The sequence below is a fragment of the Streptomyces sp. NPDC048483 genome (assembly GCF_040651455.1).
In the GTDB taxonomy this organism is placed as follows: domain Bacteria; phylum Actinomycetota; class Actinomycetes; order Streptomycetales; family Streptomycetaceae; genus Streptomyces.
On sequence record NZ_JBEZJZ010000041.1, the window covers coordinates 47,217 to 62,818 of the forward strand.

Consider the following 15,602-nt stretch of genomic DNA (forward strand, 5'->3'; position numbering starts at 1 on the left):
GCGCCCTGAGTGCACCCACATATCGAGGACTATGCGCTCATCGGCGATCTGCAGACCGCCGCCCTCGTCGGCCGCGGCGGCTCCATCGACTGGCTGTGCCTGCCGCGGTTCGACTCCGGTGCCTGCTTCGCCGCCCTCCTCGGCAGCAAGGAAAACGGCCACTGGGGGCTGGCTCCCACGTCCCCCGATGCCCGCTCCGAGCGTTCCTACCGCGGCGACTCGCTCGTCCTGGACACCGTCTGGGAGACCCCTGACGGCTCCGTGCGGGTCACCGACTTCATGCCGCAGCGCGACCTCGCGCCCGATGTCGTACGGATCATCGAGGGCCTTGACGGCAGCGTCGCGATGCGCGGGGTGCTGCGGCTGAGGTTCGACTACGGGCGGGTGGTTCCCTGGGTGCGCGCCGCCGAGGGCAGCCGGGTCGCGATCGCCGGACCGGACTCGGTGTGGCTGCGCTCCCCCGACCGCGCCACCACCTACGGCAAGGACTTCAGCACCCGCTCCGACTTCACCGTCGCCGCGGGCGAACGCACCGCTTTCGTGCTGACCTGGCACCCCTCCCAGGAGCCCCGCCCCCGCCAGATCGATGCGTTCGAGGCCCTCGACACCACCCTGGAGGACTGGCACAGCTGGTCCGCGCGCTGCCGCTACGACGGCCCGCACCGCGACGCCGTGATCCGCTCCCTGATCACCCTCAAGGCCCTCACCTATGCGCCCACCGGCGGCATCGTCGCCGCCCCCACCACCTCGCTGCCCGAGGAGCTGGGCGGCGTCCGCAACTGGGACTACCGCTACTGCTGGCTGCGGGACGCCAGCCTCACCCTGAACTCCCTGATCTCCGCCGGATATCTGGACGAGGCCGCCGCCTGGCGGGAGTGGCTGCTGCGCGCGGTGGCCGGCGCCCCCGACGACCTGCAGATCATGTACGGCCTGGCGGGCGAACGGCGCCTGCCGGAGGCCGAGCTTCCGTGGCTGACGGGGTACGCCGGATCGGCGCCCGTACGGATCGGCAACGCCGCCGTCCAACAGCGCCAGCTCGATGTCTACGGCGAGGTCCTGGACTCCCTCCACATCGGCCGCACGGCCGGAATGGAGTCCGAGGCACACGCCTGGAGCATCCAGCGCGCCCTGGTGGACTACCTCGAGTCCACCTGGCGCGACCCCGACGAGGGCCTGTGGGAGATCCGCGGGCCGCGCCGGCACTTCGTCCACTCCAAGGTCATGGCCTGGGTCGCCGCGGACCGCGCGGTACAGGCACTGGAGAACAACCCGAAGCTCGGCGGGGACATCGTCCGCTGGCGGGCGATGCGCGAGGACGTCCACCGCGAGGTCTGCGAGCGGGGCTACGACGCGGAGCGCGGCACCTTCACCCAGTACTACGGCTCCGCCGAACTCGACGCCGCCACGCTGCTGATCCCCCGCGTCGGCTTCCTCCCCGGCGACGACCCGCGGGTCCACGGGACCGTCGACACCGTGCGCCGGGAGCTCTCGCACGACGGTCTGGTACGGCGTTACAGCACCGACAGCGGCGCCAATGTCGATGGACTGCCCGGCGGCGAGGGCACCTTCCTCGTCTGTTCCTTCTGGCTCGCCGACGCGCTGGAGCTGACCGGCCGCAGTGCGGAGGCCCACGCCCTGTTCGAGCGGCTGCTGGCGCTGCGCAACGACGTGGGCCTGCTCTCGGAGGAGTACGACCCGGCGGCCGGGCGCCAGCTCGGCAACTTCCCGCAGGCCTTCAGCCACATCGGCCTGGTGGGAACCGCGTTCGGGCTGTTCGGGCACGCGCCCGCGGAGGCAGACTAGGGCCCATGGATCTTGGACTCACCGACCGGACATACCTCGTCACCGGGGCCACCCGCGGCCTCGGCCTCGCCACCGCCCGCGAACTGGTCGCCGACGGCGCCAACGTGGTGATCACCGGACGCACCGAGGAGAGCGCCCTCGCGGCGGCCGCCTCCCTGGGCGAACGGGCCCTGGGCGTCGCGGCCGACAACGGCGACCCCGAGGCCGCCGCCCGCCTGGTGGCCGCCGCCCGCGAGCGCTTCGGCCGCCTGGACGGCGTCATGATCAGCGTCGGCGGCCCGGCCCCCGGCACCACCGCCGACAACACCGACGGACAGTGGCAGTCCGCCTTCGAGTCGGTCTTCCTGGGCGCGGTACGCCTCGCCCGCACGGCCGCCGCCGAACTCGACGAGGGCGGCGTCATCGGCTTCGTACTCTCCGGCTCCGTCCACGAGCCCATCGGCGGTCTGACCATCTCCAACGGCCTGCGCCCCGGCCTCGCCGGCTTCGCCAAGTCCCTCGCCAACGAACTCGGCCCGCGCGGCATCCGCGTCGTCGGCGTACTGCCCGGCCGCATCGCCACCGACCGGATGACCCAGCTCGACGCCCTGTCCGGCGACCCCGAGGGCTCCCGCGCCCGCAACTCCGCGACGATCCCCCTGGGCCGCTACGGCACGCCCGAGGAGTTCGGCCGCGCCGCGGCGTTCCTGCTCTCGCCTGCGGCGTCGTACGTCACCGGGGTGATGGTCCCGGTGGACGGCGGGGCGCGGCACGGGTTCTGACGCGGTTTCGGCGCCCACGGGGCGGGGCCGGTACGGCCGCGCCCCAGCTGTTCCCGGGGGGTGCACCGGACCCCGCGAGGCCCGCCCTCCGGGCGAATGACGGGAGTTCGACGACAGGGCCTAGGTGACCCGCTCCGCCCGGTGCCGTACCCCGCGCAGCCGCACCTGCGCCGGCAGCCGCTCCAGACCTGCCGAGCCGCGCGCATGCGTCACCGCCTCGTCCGCGAAGCGCCGGACGACCGTGCCGGGATCGGCGTGCGGGGCGAGCGCCAGAACGGCGCGCAGGCGCGGTTCCGTGCGGCGGCCGGTCAGGAGCACGGCGGCCCCGTCAACGCCCTCCAGCGCCTTCGTCTCGGCCGCCAGCACGCCCTCCAGTGCCCGGCCGCGCAGCAGGGCGCCCTCGCCGTCGCCGCTGTCGACCAGGATCTCGTCCAGCCGGTGCCTGCGGAGCTGGGTCACCAGCCACCACAGCAACAGCAGGACGAGCACCGCCAGGACGGCGATGACGACGGGCCACCACCAGCCGCGGTCCGTCCACCGGGTGCGGTCGTGCGCGGACAGCAGCACATCGCCGGGCCGGGTCCAGGGCCAGCCGGCCGGCAGTCCGAGGTGCCATTTGACGGGCAGGTCGAGCCCGCCCATCAGCACTGTCCCCCCGGTCCCCAGCAGGACCGCACCGGCCAGGCCCAGCAGCACCCGGTTGGTGCCTCTGCGTACCGTGCGCATCGCGCGCTCACCTCTTCTTCGGGCGCCGTACGTGGACGATCAGATGCAGCCCATGGGCCAGCCCCAGCTGGGCGAGGCCGTCACCGAGCGCCGTATCGAGGTCGCCGCGGACCTCGTCCAGCTCACGGAAGTGCGCATACGCCAGCGCCTTGGCCTTACGGCGGCCGACCTTCATCCGTACGGACTGCACCCCGGCGACCTCCATGGCGCGGTCACGCAGCACCAGGGCGGCGGCCGAGCGGTCCAGGCAGGCCCGGATTCCGGGGGCGGTGCGCCGCATCGGCAGCACCTGGCGCAGGCCGGGGGTGACGGCCAGCGCGATAAGCCAGATCCCGATCAGCATCGCGGCCGCGGCGGCGCCCAGTGCCCAGGGGCTGTCCAGGTGGCGGGTGGCCAGCTGGTGGGCGAGCCAGATGCGCCAGGCCATCGCGGGACGGCCGGCGCGCACCGCGGCCACGTCGTACAGCAGCAGACCGACGGCACCGAGCAACAGCAGGGCGACGATCCCGGCCGGGACCCGGCGGGCCGACCAGTACCGCCGCCGGGAACGGTCCTCGTCCCCCGTGCTGGTGTAGGCCGCGCTCGATCCGGCCTGCTCCAGCCCGCCGCCGCCCGGCTCCTTGTCGAGCGTGGGCAGCCGTCCGGTGTCCGCCGGTTCGTCGTCGCTCATCGCACCCTTCCCCGGTCCGCGCCCGCCGGCAGCGGGGAGTGCAGACGCTCCACCTCCACCGCGACCTCCGGCACCTCCATGCTCGCCAACGTCCTTACCCGCTCGGTGACTTGACGACGCACCGCAGCGCACTGCGTGCCGATGTCGCTGGGGTAGCCCAGCTGGACGGCGACCCGTACGCGGGCCTCGCCGAACTGCTGCCGGCCCTCGCGCGGGTGGACGGTGACCGTCGCATGGGCATCGGTGGGTGCGGTGGGGGCCGCTTCGCGCAGCGCCTCGCGCGCCGCCCGTGCGGCGATCTTCGCCACCACCCGGTCGGCGATTCTCGTCGCGCCCCGCTCACCCGCCGGTACGGCAGGGACAGCGGCGGCCGGGGACACCGTCGCCACCCGGCCTCACCGCCGCCGGCTGTCGCGGTCACCGGTCCGCGTACGGAAGAAATCGCCGGCCTCCAGATCCCCGTCCAGGAATCTGCCGGCCACGAACCCGATGGCGCCCAGGGCCGCCACCACGACAAATGCTCCGAACCCGCCGAAGTATCCGGCGAAGCCCAGCGCCATGCCTGCCAGAAGGCCGACCACGGCCATGCTCATCGTGCGCTCCTTCGCTGCCACTCCGGACGGGCCCCGCTGCTGCGCCGGGCCCCGTTACTGGATGCGCGGCTCCGATTGTTCCTCTTCGTCTTCCTCATCGGGCAGCTTGACGTCGCTGACCGCGATATTGACCTCGACGACCTCCAGGCTCGTCATCCGCTCCACGGCGGAGATGACGTTCTCGCGGACGGCGCGGGCGATATCGGCGATGGAGACGCCGTAATCCACCACGATCTCCAGGTCCAGCGCGGTCTGCACTTCGCCGACCTCGGCCTTCACTCCGCGCGTCGCGGACGATTTGCCGCCGCCGGGCACCCTCTCCCGTACGGCTCCCAGGGTCCGGGCGAGGCCGCTGCCCATGGCATGGACACCCACCACATCGCGGGCCGCCACCCCGGCGATCTTCTCCACGACGCCATCGGCGATGGTGGTACGCCCACGGGAGCCGGGGTCGCCGCCGCCCCGCTTGAGCGGCGTCTTCGGGCTGTCCGACATCTGCTGGCTCTCGCTCATCGCCGTTCGTCCCTTTCGGAGAGGATCGGAGTTCCACAGTAGGTCGGCTTTCACCGGCTTGCCCCGGTATGCGGCAGGGGAGTGCTCCATACGGCGTCGTGCGCCGCACCACCCGCCCGTACGCCCCGGACTGGGGCAGGCTGGAGGCACCGTCCGGAAAAGGGGTGACGCGGTGGCCGCGAACCAGTTGGCGCCGGCAGTACGGCAGCAGCTCGGCATCGGCCGGGTGCTGCCGCTGGGCGGGCCCGCGGACGGCTCATGGATCATCGAGCGGGCGGCGGTCGGGGTGCTGCGGGCGGCCGTCGGCACACCGGCCGGGGCCCTCCTCGGCGCCCTGCGGCTGGCCGTCGCGGACCCCGACACCGCCCCGGAACCGGCCGTTCCGCCGCCCCCGAGCGCGCTCCCGCCGGGCCCGCTGCGCATCACGGCGGACTTCGCCGCACCCGCCGACCGTCCGCTGCCGGACACCGCGGACCGGCTCCGCGCGGCCCTGCTCGAGGCGGCGGACCGGGAACTGGGGCTGGTGGTGGGCCCGGTGGATCTACGGGTCAGCGGGCTCCTGGAAACGGGCGGGGCCCCCGCGACGCCGGCGCCCCCGGAGAGCGCCGACGCGCCGGACGGCCGTACGGGATCCTCCCAGGACAGCCCGGAAGGCATCGCCGCCATCGTCCGGAGCGTCCCGGGCGTCGCCCGCCTCGCCCCCGCGCTCGGCGGGCTGTCCCGCCCGCTGCGGCTGGACGACGGCCACGCCCTCGTCCAGCTGGCGACGGCGGCCGGCCACCGCGCACTGGACGTCGCACGGGCGGTACGCGCCGCGGTGGCGGCCGCTCCGGACGCCCCGGAGACGGTCGCGGTACTGGTCACCGCGGTCGCCCACAACGGATGAGCGCCCGGCCGCCGGACGCTCACGACGTCCGCCGACCGGGCGCCGCCCGGTTCCGTACCGCCGTCGGGGCTACTCCCCCAGCCCGGCGAGATCGCGCAGCCGGCGCGCCTGGGCTGCCCGCTCCGCGGTGCGCTGTTCCTCGTACGTACGGCCCGCGGCCCCGGCCAGCAGGGCCTTGGTCTCGATGACGGCGTCCCGCGGCGCGGCAATCAGCGCGGCCGCCAGGTCGGCCACCGCGCCGTCGAGCTCCTCGCCGGGCACCACCAGGTTGGCGAGGCCCACCCGCTCGGCCTCCTGGGCGTGCACAAACCGACCGGTGGCGCAGATCTCCAGTGCACGGGCGTAACCCACCAGCCCGACCAGGGGATGCGTGCCGGTCAGGTCGGGGACCAGGCCCAGGCTGGTCTCGCGCATGGCGAACTGCACGTCCTCGGCGACGACCCGCAGATCGCAGGCGAGGGCGAGCTGGAAGCCCGCACCGATGGCGTGCCCCTGTACGGCGGCGATGGACACCAGGTCCGTGCGCCGCCACCAGGTGAACGCCTCCTGGTACTCGGCAATCGTGGCGTCCAGTTCGCTGTCCGCACCGCGCGCCAGATCGAGGAACGACGGCTCACCGTCGAACCCCTCGGGCGTGAACGCCTGCCGGTCAAGACCCGCGGAGAAGGACTTGCCCTCGCCGCGCAGCACCACGATCCGTACATTTCCCGGCAGCAGCGAACCCGCCTCGGCCAGCGCCCGCCACATGGCCGGCGACTGCGCATTGCGCTTGGCCCCGTTGGCGAGGGTCACCGTGGCGATGGTGTCGTCCACGGTGAGCCGCACACCGTCTTTGTCGAGCAGAGTCATGAGCGCCTCCGGGTCAGCCGACCGCACCTGCGTGCGTAAGTGACTGAACGGTAACCTCCCGGCCGACTGCTCGATCGGCCGGGGGGACAACCGTTGCCACCCGGAGTCGCGGGCGTCAGGCCGAAGCGGCCTTCTTGCCCCTGGTGGCTCCGCCTCGACCGCGCAGGACCACACCGGATTCGCTGAGCATCCGGTGCACGAATCCATAGGAGCGACCGGTTTCTTCGGCCAGCGCCCGGATGCTCGCTCCGGAGTCGTACTTCTTCTTCAGGTCTGCCGCGAGCTTCTCGCGCGCGGCGCCGGTTACCCGGCTGCCCTTCTTCAGAGTCTCGGCCACCCGTGCCTCCTCGTGGGAAGTGCGCTCTGGACTCTCATGATCACCCCTCCCCGGCTTCCTGGCCACCCATTCCGCAAGGTCGGTACGACATGAATTGCCGCCCGATCCGCCGCCGCCCCGCCCGGAATTTCAGATTCCGCCCGCCCGGGAGGCGATCCGCGCGCCGGATTCTTCGCAAAACGGCAGGTCAGGGAGGAGGACCGGCTATACAGCCGAAAAGGTGACGGCCGGGCCCGCCGGGGCCCGGCCGTACCGCGCAGGCTCGCCGATGTACGAGCCGTTCTCACGCAGATGATGGATCACGCGTAGGCCGAATGATCCAGACCGCATGATCCATCCGCCGTGATCGCGACGGCTGCAGCGCTATCGGCGCACCAGGACGGCCGTGATCGGGAGGCCGCGCCGGGCCGATCAGGCCAGCGCGACCAGGTCCGCGTAGTCCTGGCCCCACAGGTCCTCGACGCCGTCGGGCAGCAGGATGATCCGCTCCGGCTCCAGCGCGTCCACCGCGCCCTCGTCGTGCGACACCAGGACCACCGCGCCGGTGAAGGTGTGCAGCGCGCCGAGGATCTCCTCGCGGCTGGCCGGGTCGAGGTTGTTGGTGGGCTCGTCGAGCAGCAGGACGTTGGCGGAGGAGACCACCAGCGTGGCCAGGGCGAGGCGGGTCTTCTCGCCGCCGGAGAGGACCCCGGCGGGCTTGTCGACGTCGTCGCCCGAGAAGAGGAAGGAGCCCAGCGTCTTGCGGATGGCGACCAGGTCCATGTCCGGGGCGGCCGAGCGCATGTTCTCCAGGACCGTACGGTCCGGGTCCAGGGTCTCGTGCTCCTGGGCGTAGTAGCCGAGCTTGAGGCCGTGGCCGGGGCGGACCTCGCCGGTGTCCGGCTGCTCGACGCCCGCGAGCAGCCGCAGCAGGGTGGTCTTGCCCGCGCCGTTGAGACCCAGGATGACGACCCGTGAGCCCTTGTCGATGGCCAGGTCGACGTCGGTGAAGATCTCCAGGGAGCCGTAGGACTTCGACAGTCCCTCGGCGGTGAGCGGCGTCTTGCCGCACGGCGCCGGGTCCGGGAAGCGCAGCTTGGCGACCTTGTCGGAGGCGCGCACCGCCTCCAGGCCGGCGAGCAGCTTGTCGGCGCGCTTGGCCATGTTCTGCGCGGCGACGGTCTTGGTGGCCTTGGCCCGCATCTTGTCGGCCTGGGAGTTGAGCGCCGCGGCCTTCTTCTCGGCATTGGCGCGCTCGCGCTTGCGGCGCTTTTCATCGGCCTCGCGCTGCTGCTGGTAGAGCTTCCAGCCCATGTTGTAGATGTCGATCCCCGACCGGTTGGCGTCCAGGTAGAACACCTTGTTGACGACGGTCTCGACCAGGTCCACGTCGTGCGAGATCACGATGAAGCCGCCGCGGTAGGTCTTGAGGTAGTCGCGCAGCCAGACGATCGAGTCGGCGTCGAGGTGGTTGGTCGGCTCGTCCAGGAGCAGGGTGTCGGAGTCCGAGAAGAGGATCCGGGCCAGCTCGACGCGGCGGCGCTGACCGCCGGAGAGCGTATGGAGGGGCTGGCCGAGAATGCGGTCGGGCAGGCCGAGGCTGGCGGCGATGGTCGCGGCCTCCGCCTCGGCGGCGTACCCGCCCTTGGTCAGGAACTCGGTCTCCAGGCGCTCGTACTTCCTCATCGCCTTTTCGCGGGTGGCGCCCTTGCCGTTGGCCATCCGGTCCTCGTTCTCCCGCATCTTGCGCAGCACGGAGTCCAGATCGCGGGCGGAGAGGATGCGGTCGCGGGCCAGCACGTCCAGGTCGCCGGTGCGCGGGTCCTGCGGCAGATAGCCGACCTCGCCGCCGCGGGTGACCGTGCCGGCGGCGGGGATGCCCTCGCCCGCAAGCACCTTGGTGAGGGTGGTCTTGCCGGCGCCGTTACGGCCGACCAGGCCGATGCGGTCGCCCTTGGCGATGCGGAAGGAAGCGGACTCGATAAGGATTCGGGCGCCGGCACGCAGCTCAAGGCCGGAGGCGGTGATCACGGAAAAAACTCCAGGGCAGGAAGACGGCGGGTTGGACGGACGGTCCGAGAGCGGTCAGCGCCGTCTAATGAACCCAAAGGAGAACTGCCATACAGGCAGTCTAACGGTGCCGCGCAACCGCTTTTCCCCCTGAACGGTATCCGCAGGTCACGGCCGGTCTCCGAGGCATTGTCAGACCCCGCTGCGAGACTGTGATGCAGGTCTCAGTGCATCGAGGCAATCCACCGAAGCGAGAGGGATGGTGAGGGTGATGACGAGCTCGACGGCGGGTGCGCCCACGATCTACCCGGCGGTGCTCTACCGCGACGCGCGGGCCGCGATCCGGCTGCTGACGGAGGCGTTCGGGTTCCGCGAGGAGGCGGTGCACGAGGGCGAGGGCGGCACGGTGATGCATGCCGAGCTGTCGTACGGGAACGGCCGGGTGATGCTGGGCTCCAAGGGGCGCGGGGGCGTGTTCGACGCGGCGATGGAGGATGCCGGGCCGGCCGCTGTGTATGTCGTGGTCGAGGACACCGACGCGCACTTCGCGCGGGCCGAGGCGGCGGGCGCGGAGATCCTGATGCCGCCCACGGACCAGGAGTACGGATCGCGCGACTACATGGCCCGGGACGGCGAGGGCAACATCTGGAGCTTCGGGACATACCGGCCGGGCGCCCCGTCATGAGGCGTCCGGCCGGCCTCTCAGGCGCCGCCGGTGTGGACCTGGAACGCCGCGCGGCGCACGGCCTTGGCGAGCGCCGGATCCGGATGCGCCGCGGCCAGGGCGACCAGCACCTGGACGGTGCGGGGATGACCGACGGCGCGTACTTCCGCCAGGAGGCGCGGCACGGACCCCTGGACCGCCGAGTCGAGGTGGCGGACAAGGAGTTGGGTCTCGCCGTGGTCCGCCACGGCCGCCGCGGTGTCCACCCACAGCCAGGTCGACTCCTCGCGGGTGAGCACATCCGGCGCGGTCTCCGGGTCGCCGCCCTCGTGCTCGACCAGCCACAGCAGAGCGTACGGGCGCAGGGCCGGCTCGTCGGCGGCGGCGCGTACGGCGCCTTCGGCGGGGGCGCCGACCGCGCGCAGCGCCTCGAACGCCAGGCCGCGCAGCAGCGCGTCCTCGCCGCGCGCCACGGTCAGCAGTTCCTCGACGGCGGCGCCGACCGCGCGGGCGGCGAGCCAGGCACGGTATTCGGTACGGGCCGGTCCCGGGGTGAGCCGGGCGCAGCCGCGCAGCATCGCCTCCGCGGACTGCTCGATATGGCCCGCCGGGCTCTGTGCGGCGACGCAGATCTGCTCCAGCTTGACCCACACCGACCAGTTGCCGAGCGGCGTCAGCTGCGCCTCGTCACTGTCGTAGGCCTGCTCGTGGGCCGGGCCGTACGCGCCGTTGCGGGCCGCGGCCTGCGGGCCGCCGGGCGGCACCATTGCGCCCACCGTGGTCAGTGCGCCGAGCGCCCAGTTCAGGAGTTCGGCGAGCGAGGCCCCCGCGGCCTCGTTCACCGCCCCCTCGGCGCCCGCCGCTGCGTCGGCATCGGCCGGGTCCTGTCCGTAGGGGACCTCGCAGCGTTCTGTGCGCAGCTCGGCGACGCGCTGCTCGAGCATGTCCAGCAGGACGGGCAGCCGTACGGGTCCGGCGGACAGATACAGCAGGGAGAGCAACTGCGGTACGGCCTCGACGACTTCGGCGACGATGGCGGGGCCGGCGCCGTCCGGGGCGGGGCGGGCCAGCGACCAGGCGTCGAAGAGGGCGACCCAGCCGCGCAGTGCGGCGGTGTCGTCGCGGTCCCAGGCGCGCAGCCGCCAGCCGGGGCGGGCGACGCCGCCGTGCAGTTCGATGAGTCCGGCGAGCCGGGCGCGGTCCCAGTCGGCGCGGACCTGGTGCGGTGTCAGCCGCAGGTCGGCGGCGGCACGTTCCACGGCGGCGTCCGGGAGGGCTCCGTCGGGGCCGGCCCGCAGGCCCGCGCCGGTGGCGCCGGGGCCGTCGGCCCAGCGGGCCAGCCGGGCCGGGCCGGCCAGGACGGCGCGGGCCTGCCGGGCCAGTTCCGCCGGGGCGGGGGTGCCCGCGGGCGGTCGGGGCGCCGGGCGGGCGGCCCGGGTGCTCACCGCCCGGCGGGCGGCCGCAATCGGTTGACCGGAGACGAGTCGGAGCCGGGAGTCGCGCGGAGTACGGGACGTCACAGGAGCAGTGTTGCCGCTGACGGCCCGAAAGCCCAATCGGAACCCTGCTTGCGATCTTCCCGGGCCGCGTCACCTCGCCGCCCCATCCCTGATGTGGGGAGTTGTCCCCCTGTACGCCCGCCGGTCACCGGGTCCGCCCGGTCACATCAGCGGGGTCAGGAAACGGCGCAGGGCCTCTTCGTAACGGGGCGGGTCGGCGTTCCACATCGCGGCGTGCGGGGCGTGCGGGACGGCCTGAAGGGTGATCAGGTCCGGACGGCGGGCGGCGAAGGCGCGGGAAGCGGCAAAGGGGGCGAGGGTGTCGTCCGGGCCGTGGAAGAGGAGCGTGGGGACGGTCAGCGTGGCCGGGTCGACGGCGTCGGCGGGGCGGTGGACGGGCAGCCCGGTGATCCCTTCGGCGGCGCGGACGACGAGCGGCAGCAGGGCGCGCGGGACCCCCCGGGCGGCGGCCAGCGCGCGGACCGTGGCGTGCCGGTCGAGGACCGGGGAGTCCAGGACGAGGCCGCTGATCCGGTCGCGCAGCGCGGAGTGGGTGGCGGCGCGCAGTGCCATGACGGCGCCGGTGGACCAGCCGTGGAGGACGACGTCGTGGGCACCGTAGCGGACCGCGTAGCGGATGGCCGCGTCCAGGTCGCGCCATTCGGCGTCGCCGAGGTGGTTGATGCCGTCGGTGGTCGCCGGAGCCCCGAGGTCGTTGCGGTAGGCGATGTCGAGGACGGGAAGGCGGTGGCGGCGCAGGAACGGCATGACGACCATGGGGTGTTCGCGGGTGGTGCCGAGGCCGTGTGCGGTGATCACCCAGGTGTCGCGGACGCCGGGGACAAACCATGCGGGGAGGGGACCGAGTTCGCCGGGGATGTCGACGTCGGCGCAATCGGCGCCGAGGGCGTCGCGGGGGTTGCCGATGTGCACCTGCGGGGTCAGCCGCATCCGGGCGCCGGGCCTCAGGATGCCGTGGGTGACGCGCGTCAGGCGGCGGACGACCGTGTCGGCGGGGTGCGGGGTGCCGCGGACGACGGGGCCGATCTCAGCGTGGCAGCCGGAGCCGGTCAGGCCGTATGTGCCGGGCCTGAGGGAGGCGAAACTGCGGGTCAGGGTGATCAGGTCGTCGGTGGCGGAGTGAACGGTGAGACGGGAGTCGCCCGGCAGGGGGTGGTCGGGGGACGGTTTCAGGGCAATGTCGCCGGCGTAGCGGCCGACCGCCACGGCGGCCGCCCCGGCACCGATCACGGTCGTGGCGGCCGCGGCCGCCGCAGTACCCAGACGCATCTTTCCAGTGTGCAAAGGGGCGCCGGGTGCGGCCAGCGGGGCGGGACGGGCGGGTGACGGCGGGCGGGTCAGCCGCGCTGGCCGTAGCCGCCGAGCTTGTCGCGGGCCTCGTCGAGCTGGGCGTCCGACAGCAGGCTGGGTGTGTGACCCGGCACGGCGCGTGCGGCGAGCCAGACACGGCACATCCATTCCAGCTGGGCGGTGCGGTCCAGGGCCTGGTCGAGGCTGTCGCCGTAGGCGAGGGTGCCGTGGTTCTGGAGGAGGCAGCCGGTGCGGTCGTGCAGCGCCTCGAGCATGTTCGCGGCGAGTTCCTCGGTGCCGTAGAGGGCGTAGGGGGCGACCCGGACCGGGCCGCCGAGGGCCGCGGCCATGTAGTGGACCGGCGGCAGCTCGGGGACGAGGGTGGAGACGGCGGTGGCGTGCGGGGCGTGGGTGTGGACGACGGCGGTGGCCGCGGTGGCGCGGTAGACCGCCAGGTGCAGGGGGAGTTCGCTGGTGGGGCGCAGGTGGCCGATGACCTGGCCGCCGTCGAGGCCGACGGCGGTGGTGTCGCCGGGGCCGAGCCGGTCGTAGGGGACGCCGGTGGGGGTGACCAGGATCAGGTCCTTGATGCGGCAGGAGACATTGCCGGAGGTGCCGACGACCAGGCCGTCGGCGACGGTGCGGCGGGCGGTGGCGACCAGCTCGCCCCAGGCCTCGGCGATGCGGTCGGGGTGGCCCTTCGTCGGGCGGGCGGTGGGGGTGTGCATGGTGTCCTCCGGCGCGGTGGCGGCAACGTGCGGACGGGCAACTGCGGTGCGCGCCACCGTACGGGCAGGCGGGGGCACGGTACGGCATGGGCTCGCATGTCCGGTATCCGCTAAATGGAGATTCTGGCGCAGTTGATGGTGATTGGCCGAGGATCGACCGTCTTGCGTTGGTCCACCGCTAACGTCGGGCATGAGTTGTTGAGACTCCGCACGTCAGCAATCCCGCTCAGCAGTCTCAAGGGGACCTATGCACCACCACCCGCCGCTCCCCCACCCCCGCCTGATACCCACGACCGCCGCCGGCCCGCAAAGGGCGCGCGGCGCGTCCCTGTGAAGGCCACCGAATCCCCCACCTCCGGGACCCGAACTTCCGCAGGGAGTTCAACGGTTCCCGGAGGGCCGGGCGGCTGCACGGTGCGTCCACATGAGGGCCCGCTGCCGGGCGGCCGGGACCGCTGGAACGGCCCGGCGGCGCAGCGCAGCAAGTTTGCCAACGGGTGAGGCGGAAGTGACGTAGGAGGCACCTCCCCGTGAACCCTGCGGGGGTGTCACTACCGAGCCCCTCGTAGTTCACTTTCCGTTCACCCACTCTCCGTACGGTCCGAGCGACACTGCCCATCGAACTGATTGCCTGGGTGAATGGAACACATCACGCTTCTCATCGGGATCGTGATCGTCACGGCCTTGGTGTTCGACTTTACGAACGGCTTCCACGACACGGCCAATGCAATGGCCACCACCATCTCCACCGGGGCATTGCGACCCAAGACCGCGGTGGCGATGTCGGCAGTTCTCAACCTCGTCGGTGCCTTCCTGTCCGTGGAGGTGGCGAAGACCATCTCCGGAGGGATCATCGACGAGAGCGCCGGCATCAGACCTGAAGTGATCTTCGCCGGTCTGGTCGGCGCGATCGTCTGGAACCTGCTGACCTGGCTCGCGGGCCTCCCCTCCAGTTCCTCCCACGCCCTCTTCGGCGGTCTGATCGGCGCGACCCTGGTGTCCGTGGGCACCGGCGGCGTGCACGGCGGCGCCGTGGTGATGAAGGTCCTCATCCCGGCCGTGGCCGCACCGATCGTCGCGGGTCTCGCCGCGATGGCCGCGACCCGGCTCACCTACCGCCTGACCCGCGGTCGCGACACCGCGGACACCGCCAAGGGCTACCGCGCCGGGCAGATCGCCTCGGCCGCCCTGGTCTCCCTCGCCCACGGCACCAACGACGCGCAGAAGACGATGGGTGTGATCACGCTCGCGCTGATCACCGGCGGGGTCGTCGCCCCGCACGCCGACCCGCCGCTGTGGGTCATCGCCTCCGCGGGCATGGCCATCGCGCTCGGCACGTACCTGGGCGGCTGGCGCATCATCCGCACGATGGGCAAGGGCATCACCGACATCCAGCCGCCGCAGGGCTTCGCCGCCCAGACCGGCGCCGCGGCCACCATCCTGGCCTCCTCGCACCTCGGCTTCGCGCTCTCCACCACCCAGGTCTGCTCCGGCTCCGTGATGGGTTCGGGCCTGGGCCGCAAGGGCGGCGTGGTGCGCTGGTCGACGGCCGGGCGGATGGTCTTCGCCTGGGGTCTGACGCTGCCGGCGGCCGGTCTGGTCGCGGCGGGCGCCGCGTTCCTGGCGAAGCAGGGCAGCTGGGGCGTGGCGGCGGTCGCCGTCCTCGGTCTCGGTATCTGCGGCGCGATCTGGGCCGCCTCCCGGCGCAAGCCCATCGACCACACCAATGTCAACGACGGCCCGGCCGCGGAGCCGGTCGGCGTGGTGACCGCCGCGCTGCAGACCGTCTCCCCTCCCCCGGCGGGCCAGATGGTCCAGGCGGCCGAGCCCGAGGAGACCGACGGCACGCCGGCTCCGTCCGCCGAGGCCGACGCCCCCGCGGCGGCAACCGCTCCCGCCCCGCGTAAAAAGGCCGCTACGGCCGCCACCCGCTAGCGGTCCCGCAGGCCGTCCTCCCGTAAGGAACACGGAACACATGAGCATCGACTGGGCAGCTCTCGGCCAGGTCTTCGGCGTCACTCTCGCGGTGACGGTCGGGATCGTGGGCCTGTTCACCGTCGGCATCGTCGGTACGTCCCGCCGGCCGGGCCAGGAGGGCGACACGGCCACGGCCGTGGGACCCGGCGCCGGCGCGCGGACCGGGGCGCTGGCCGCCTTCGCCCTGTGCGCGGCGGCCGTGGCGCTCGTCCCTCACTCCACCCACCCCGTCACCCACACCAACAAGGTCACCGTCGGCCGCCCCCACCGGCAGCTCAACCGTCAGCCGATAGCAG

16 protein-coding genes and 1 pseudogene are annotated in these 15,602 nt (G+C 73.0%); 6 read left to right on the plus strand and 11 right to left on the minus strand.

Going from position 1 to position 15,602, the window contains the following annotated elements; translation table 11 throughout:
* Positions 1-9 precede the first annotated feature (9 nt).
* Complete coding sequence (locus AB0D04_RS21415) at positions 10-1,803, plus strand: glycoside hydrolase family 15 protein (RefSeq protein ID WP_362705507.1); 1,794 nt, start codon at positions 10-12, stop codon at positions 1,801-1,803.
* Between the two features lie 5 nt (positions 1,804-1,808).
* The gene (locus AB0D04_RS21420) at positions 1,809-2,564 is read left to right on the plus strand and encodes an SDR family oxidoreductase (RefSeq protein WP_362705509.1); all 756 of its coding nucleotides are present in this window, start codon (positions 1,809-1,811) and stop codon (positions 2,562-2,564) included.
* Positions 2,565-2,684: 120 nt separating this feature from the next.
* On the opposite strand, the gene amaP is transcribed toward AB0D04_RS21420, so the two are convergent.
* Genes amaP through AB0D04_RS21445 form a run of 5 tightly spaced genes read right to left on the minus strand, consistent with a single transcriptional unit; the run spans position 2,685 to position 5,066 of the window.
* Positions 2,685-3,290 (minus strand): alkaline shock response membrane anchor protein AmaP, encoded by a 606-nt coding sequence (amaP, locus tag AB0D04_RS21425; protein ID WP_362705511.1) that lies wholly within the window; start codon positions 3,288-3,290, stop codon positions 2,685-2,687.
* Positions 3,291-3,297: 7 nt separating this feature from the next.
* A complete protein-coding gene (locus AB0D04_RS21430; protein ID WP_362705513.1) occupies positions 3,298-3,960 on the minus strand; it encodes a DUF6286 domain-containing protein in 663 nt (220 codons plus the stop codon).
* Positions 3,957-4,349, minus strand: a complete 393-nt coding sequence (locus AB0D04_RS21435; RefSeq protein ID WP_362705515.1) for a hypothetical protein — start codon at positions 4,347-4,349, stop codon at positions 3,957-3,959. Before AB0D04_RS21435 ends, AB0D04_RS21430 begins: the two co-directional genes overlap by 4 nt.
* A gap of 6 nt (positions 4,350-4,355) precedes the next feature.
* Positions 4,356-4,553, minus strand: coding sequence for a hypothetical protein (locus tag AB0D04_RS21440; RefSeq protein ID WP_362705518.1), 198 nt, complete (start codon positions 4,551-4,553; stop codon positions 4,356-4,358).
* A gap of 54 nt (positions 4,554-4,607) precedes the next feature.
* Positions 4,608-5,066: an Asp23/Gls24 family envelope stress response protein gene (locus AB0D04_RS21445; protein ID WP_362705521.1), complete on the minus strand. Its 459-nt coding sequence runs from the start codon at positions 5,064-5,066 to the stop codon at positions 4,608-4,610.
* Positions 5,067-5,238: 172 nt separating this feature from the next.
* On the opposite strand from AB0D04_RS21445, the gene AB0D04_RS21450 reads away from it, so the two are divergent.
* A complete protein-coding gene (locus tag AB0D04_RS21450) occupies positions 5,239-5,952 on the plus strand; it encodes a hypothetical protein (RefSeq protein WP_362705524.1) in 714 nt (237 codons plus the stop codon).
* Between the two features lie 69 nt (positions 5,953-6,021).
* Here AB0D04_RS21450 and AB0D04_RS21455 read toward each other — a convergent pair whose 3' ends face one another.
* The 3 genes from AB0D04_RS21455 to AB0D04_RS21465 all read right to left on the minus strand — a co-directional run bounded on the left by AB0D04_RS21455 (position 6,022) and on the right by AB0D04_RS21465 (position 9,148).
* Complete coding sequence (locus tag AB0D04_RS21455) at positions 6,022-6,801, minus strand: enoyl-CoA hydratase/isomerase family protein (protein WP_362705527.1); 780 nt, start codon at positions 6,799-6,801, stop codon at positions 6,022-6,024.
* A 115-nt stretch (positions 6,802-6,916) separates the two neighbouring features.
* Positions 6,917-7,138: a helix-turn-helix domain-containing protein gene (locus tag AB0D04_RS21460; protein ID WP_006606369.1), complete on the minus strand. Its 222-nt coding sequence runs from the start codon at positions 7,136-7,138 to the stop codon at positions 6,917-6,919.
* Positions 7,139-7,549: 411 nt separating this feature from the next.
* Positions 7,550-9,148 (minus strand): ABC-F family ATP-binding cassette domain-containing protein, encoded by a 1,599-nt coding sequence (locus AB0D04_RS21465; RefSeq protein WP_362705529.1) that lies wholly within the window; start codon positions 9,146-9,148, stop codon positions 7,550-7,552.
* 250 nt (positions 9,149-9,398) lie between these two features.
* Here AB0D04_RS21465 and AB0D04_RS21470 point away from each other — a divergent pair, with 250 nt between their 5' ends.
* A complete protein-coding gene (locus tag AB0D04_RS21470) occupies positions 9,399-9,812 on the plus strand; it encodes a VOC family protein (protein WP_362705532.1) in 414 nt (137 codons plus the stop codon).
* 17 nt (positions 9,813-9,829) lie between these two features.
* Here the strand turns inward: AB0D04_RS21470 and AB0D04_RS21475 are convergent, their stop codons facing one another.
* The 3 genes from AB0D04_RS21475 to AB0D04_RS21485 all read right to left on the minus strand — a co-directional run bounded on the left by AB0D04_RS21475 (position 9,830) and on the right by AB0D04_RS21485 (position 13,329).
* Entirely contained in the window at positions 9,830-11,311 is a 1,482-nt protein-coding gene (locus tag AB0D04_RS21475) for a hypothetical protein (protein WP_362705535.1), read from the minus strand.
* A 141-nt stretch (positions 11,312-11,452) separates the two neighbouring features.
* Positions 11,453-12,580 carry a hypothetical protein gene (locus AB0D04_RS21480; protein WP_362705538.1) on the minus strand — a complete coding sequence of 376 codons (1,128 nt, stop codon included), beginning with the start codon at positions 12,578-12,580 and terminating at the stop codon, positions 11,453-11,455.
* A gap of 68 nt (positions 12,581-12,648) precedes the next feature.
* Complete coding sequence (locus AB0D04_RS21485; RefSeq protein ID WP_362705540.1) at positions 12,649-13,329, minus strand: class II aldolase/adducin family protein; 681 nt, start codon at positions 13,327-13,329, stop codon at positions 12,649-12,651.
* Between the two features lie 639 nt (positions 13,330-13,968).
* Here AB0D04_RS21485 and AB0D04_RS21490 point away from each other — a divergent pair.
* Both AB0D04_RS21490 and AB0D04_RS21495 read left to right on the plus strand, forming a co-directional pair.
* Positions 13,969-15,264: an inorganic phosphate transporter gene (locus AB0D04_RS21490; RefSeq protein ID WP_362705543.1), complete on the plus strand. Its 1,296-nt coding sequence runs from the start codon at positions 13,969-13,971 to the stop codon at positions 15,262-15,264.
* Between the two features lie 40 nt (positions 15,265-15,304).
* A pseudogene (locus tag AB0D04_RS21495) lies at positions 15,305-15,511 on the plus strand (hypothetical protein); the annotation flags it as partial.
* Between the last annotated feature and the right edge of the window lie 91 nt (positions 15,512-15,602).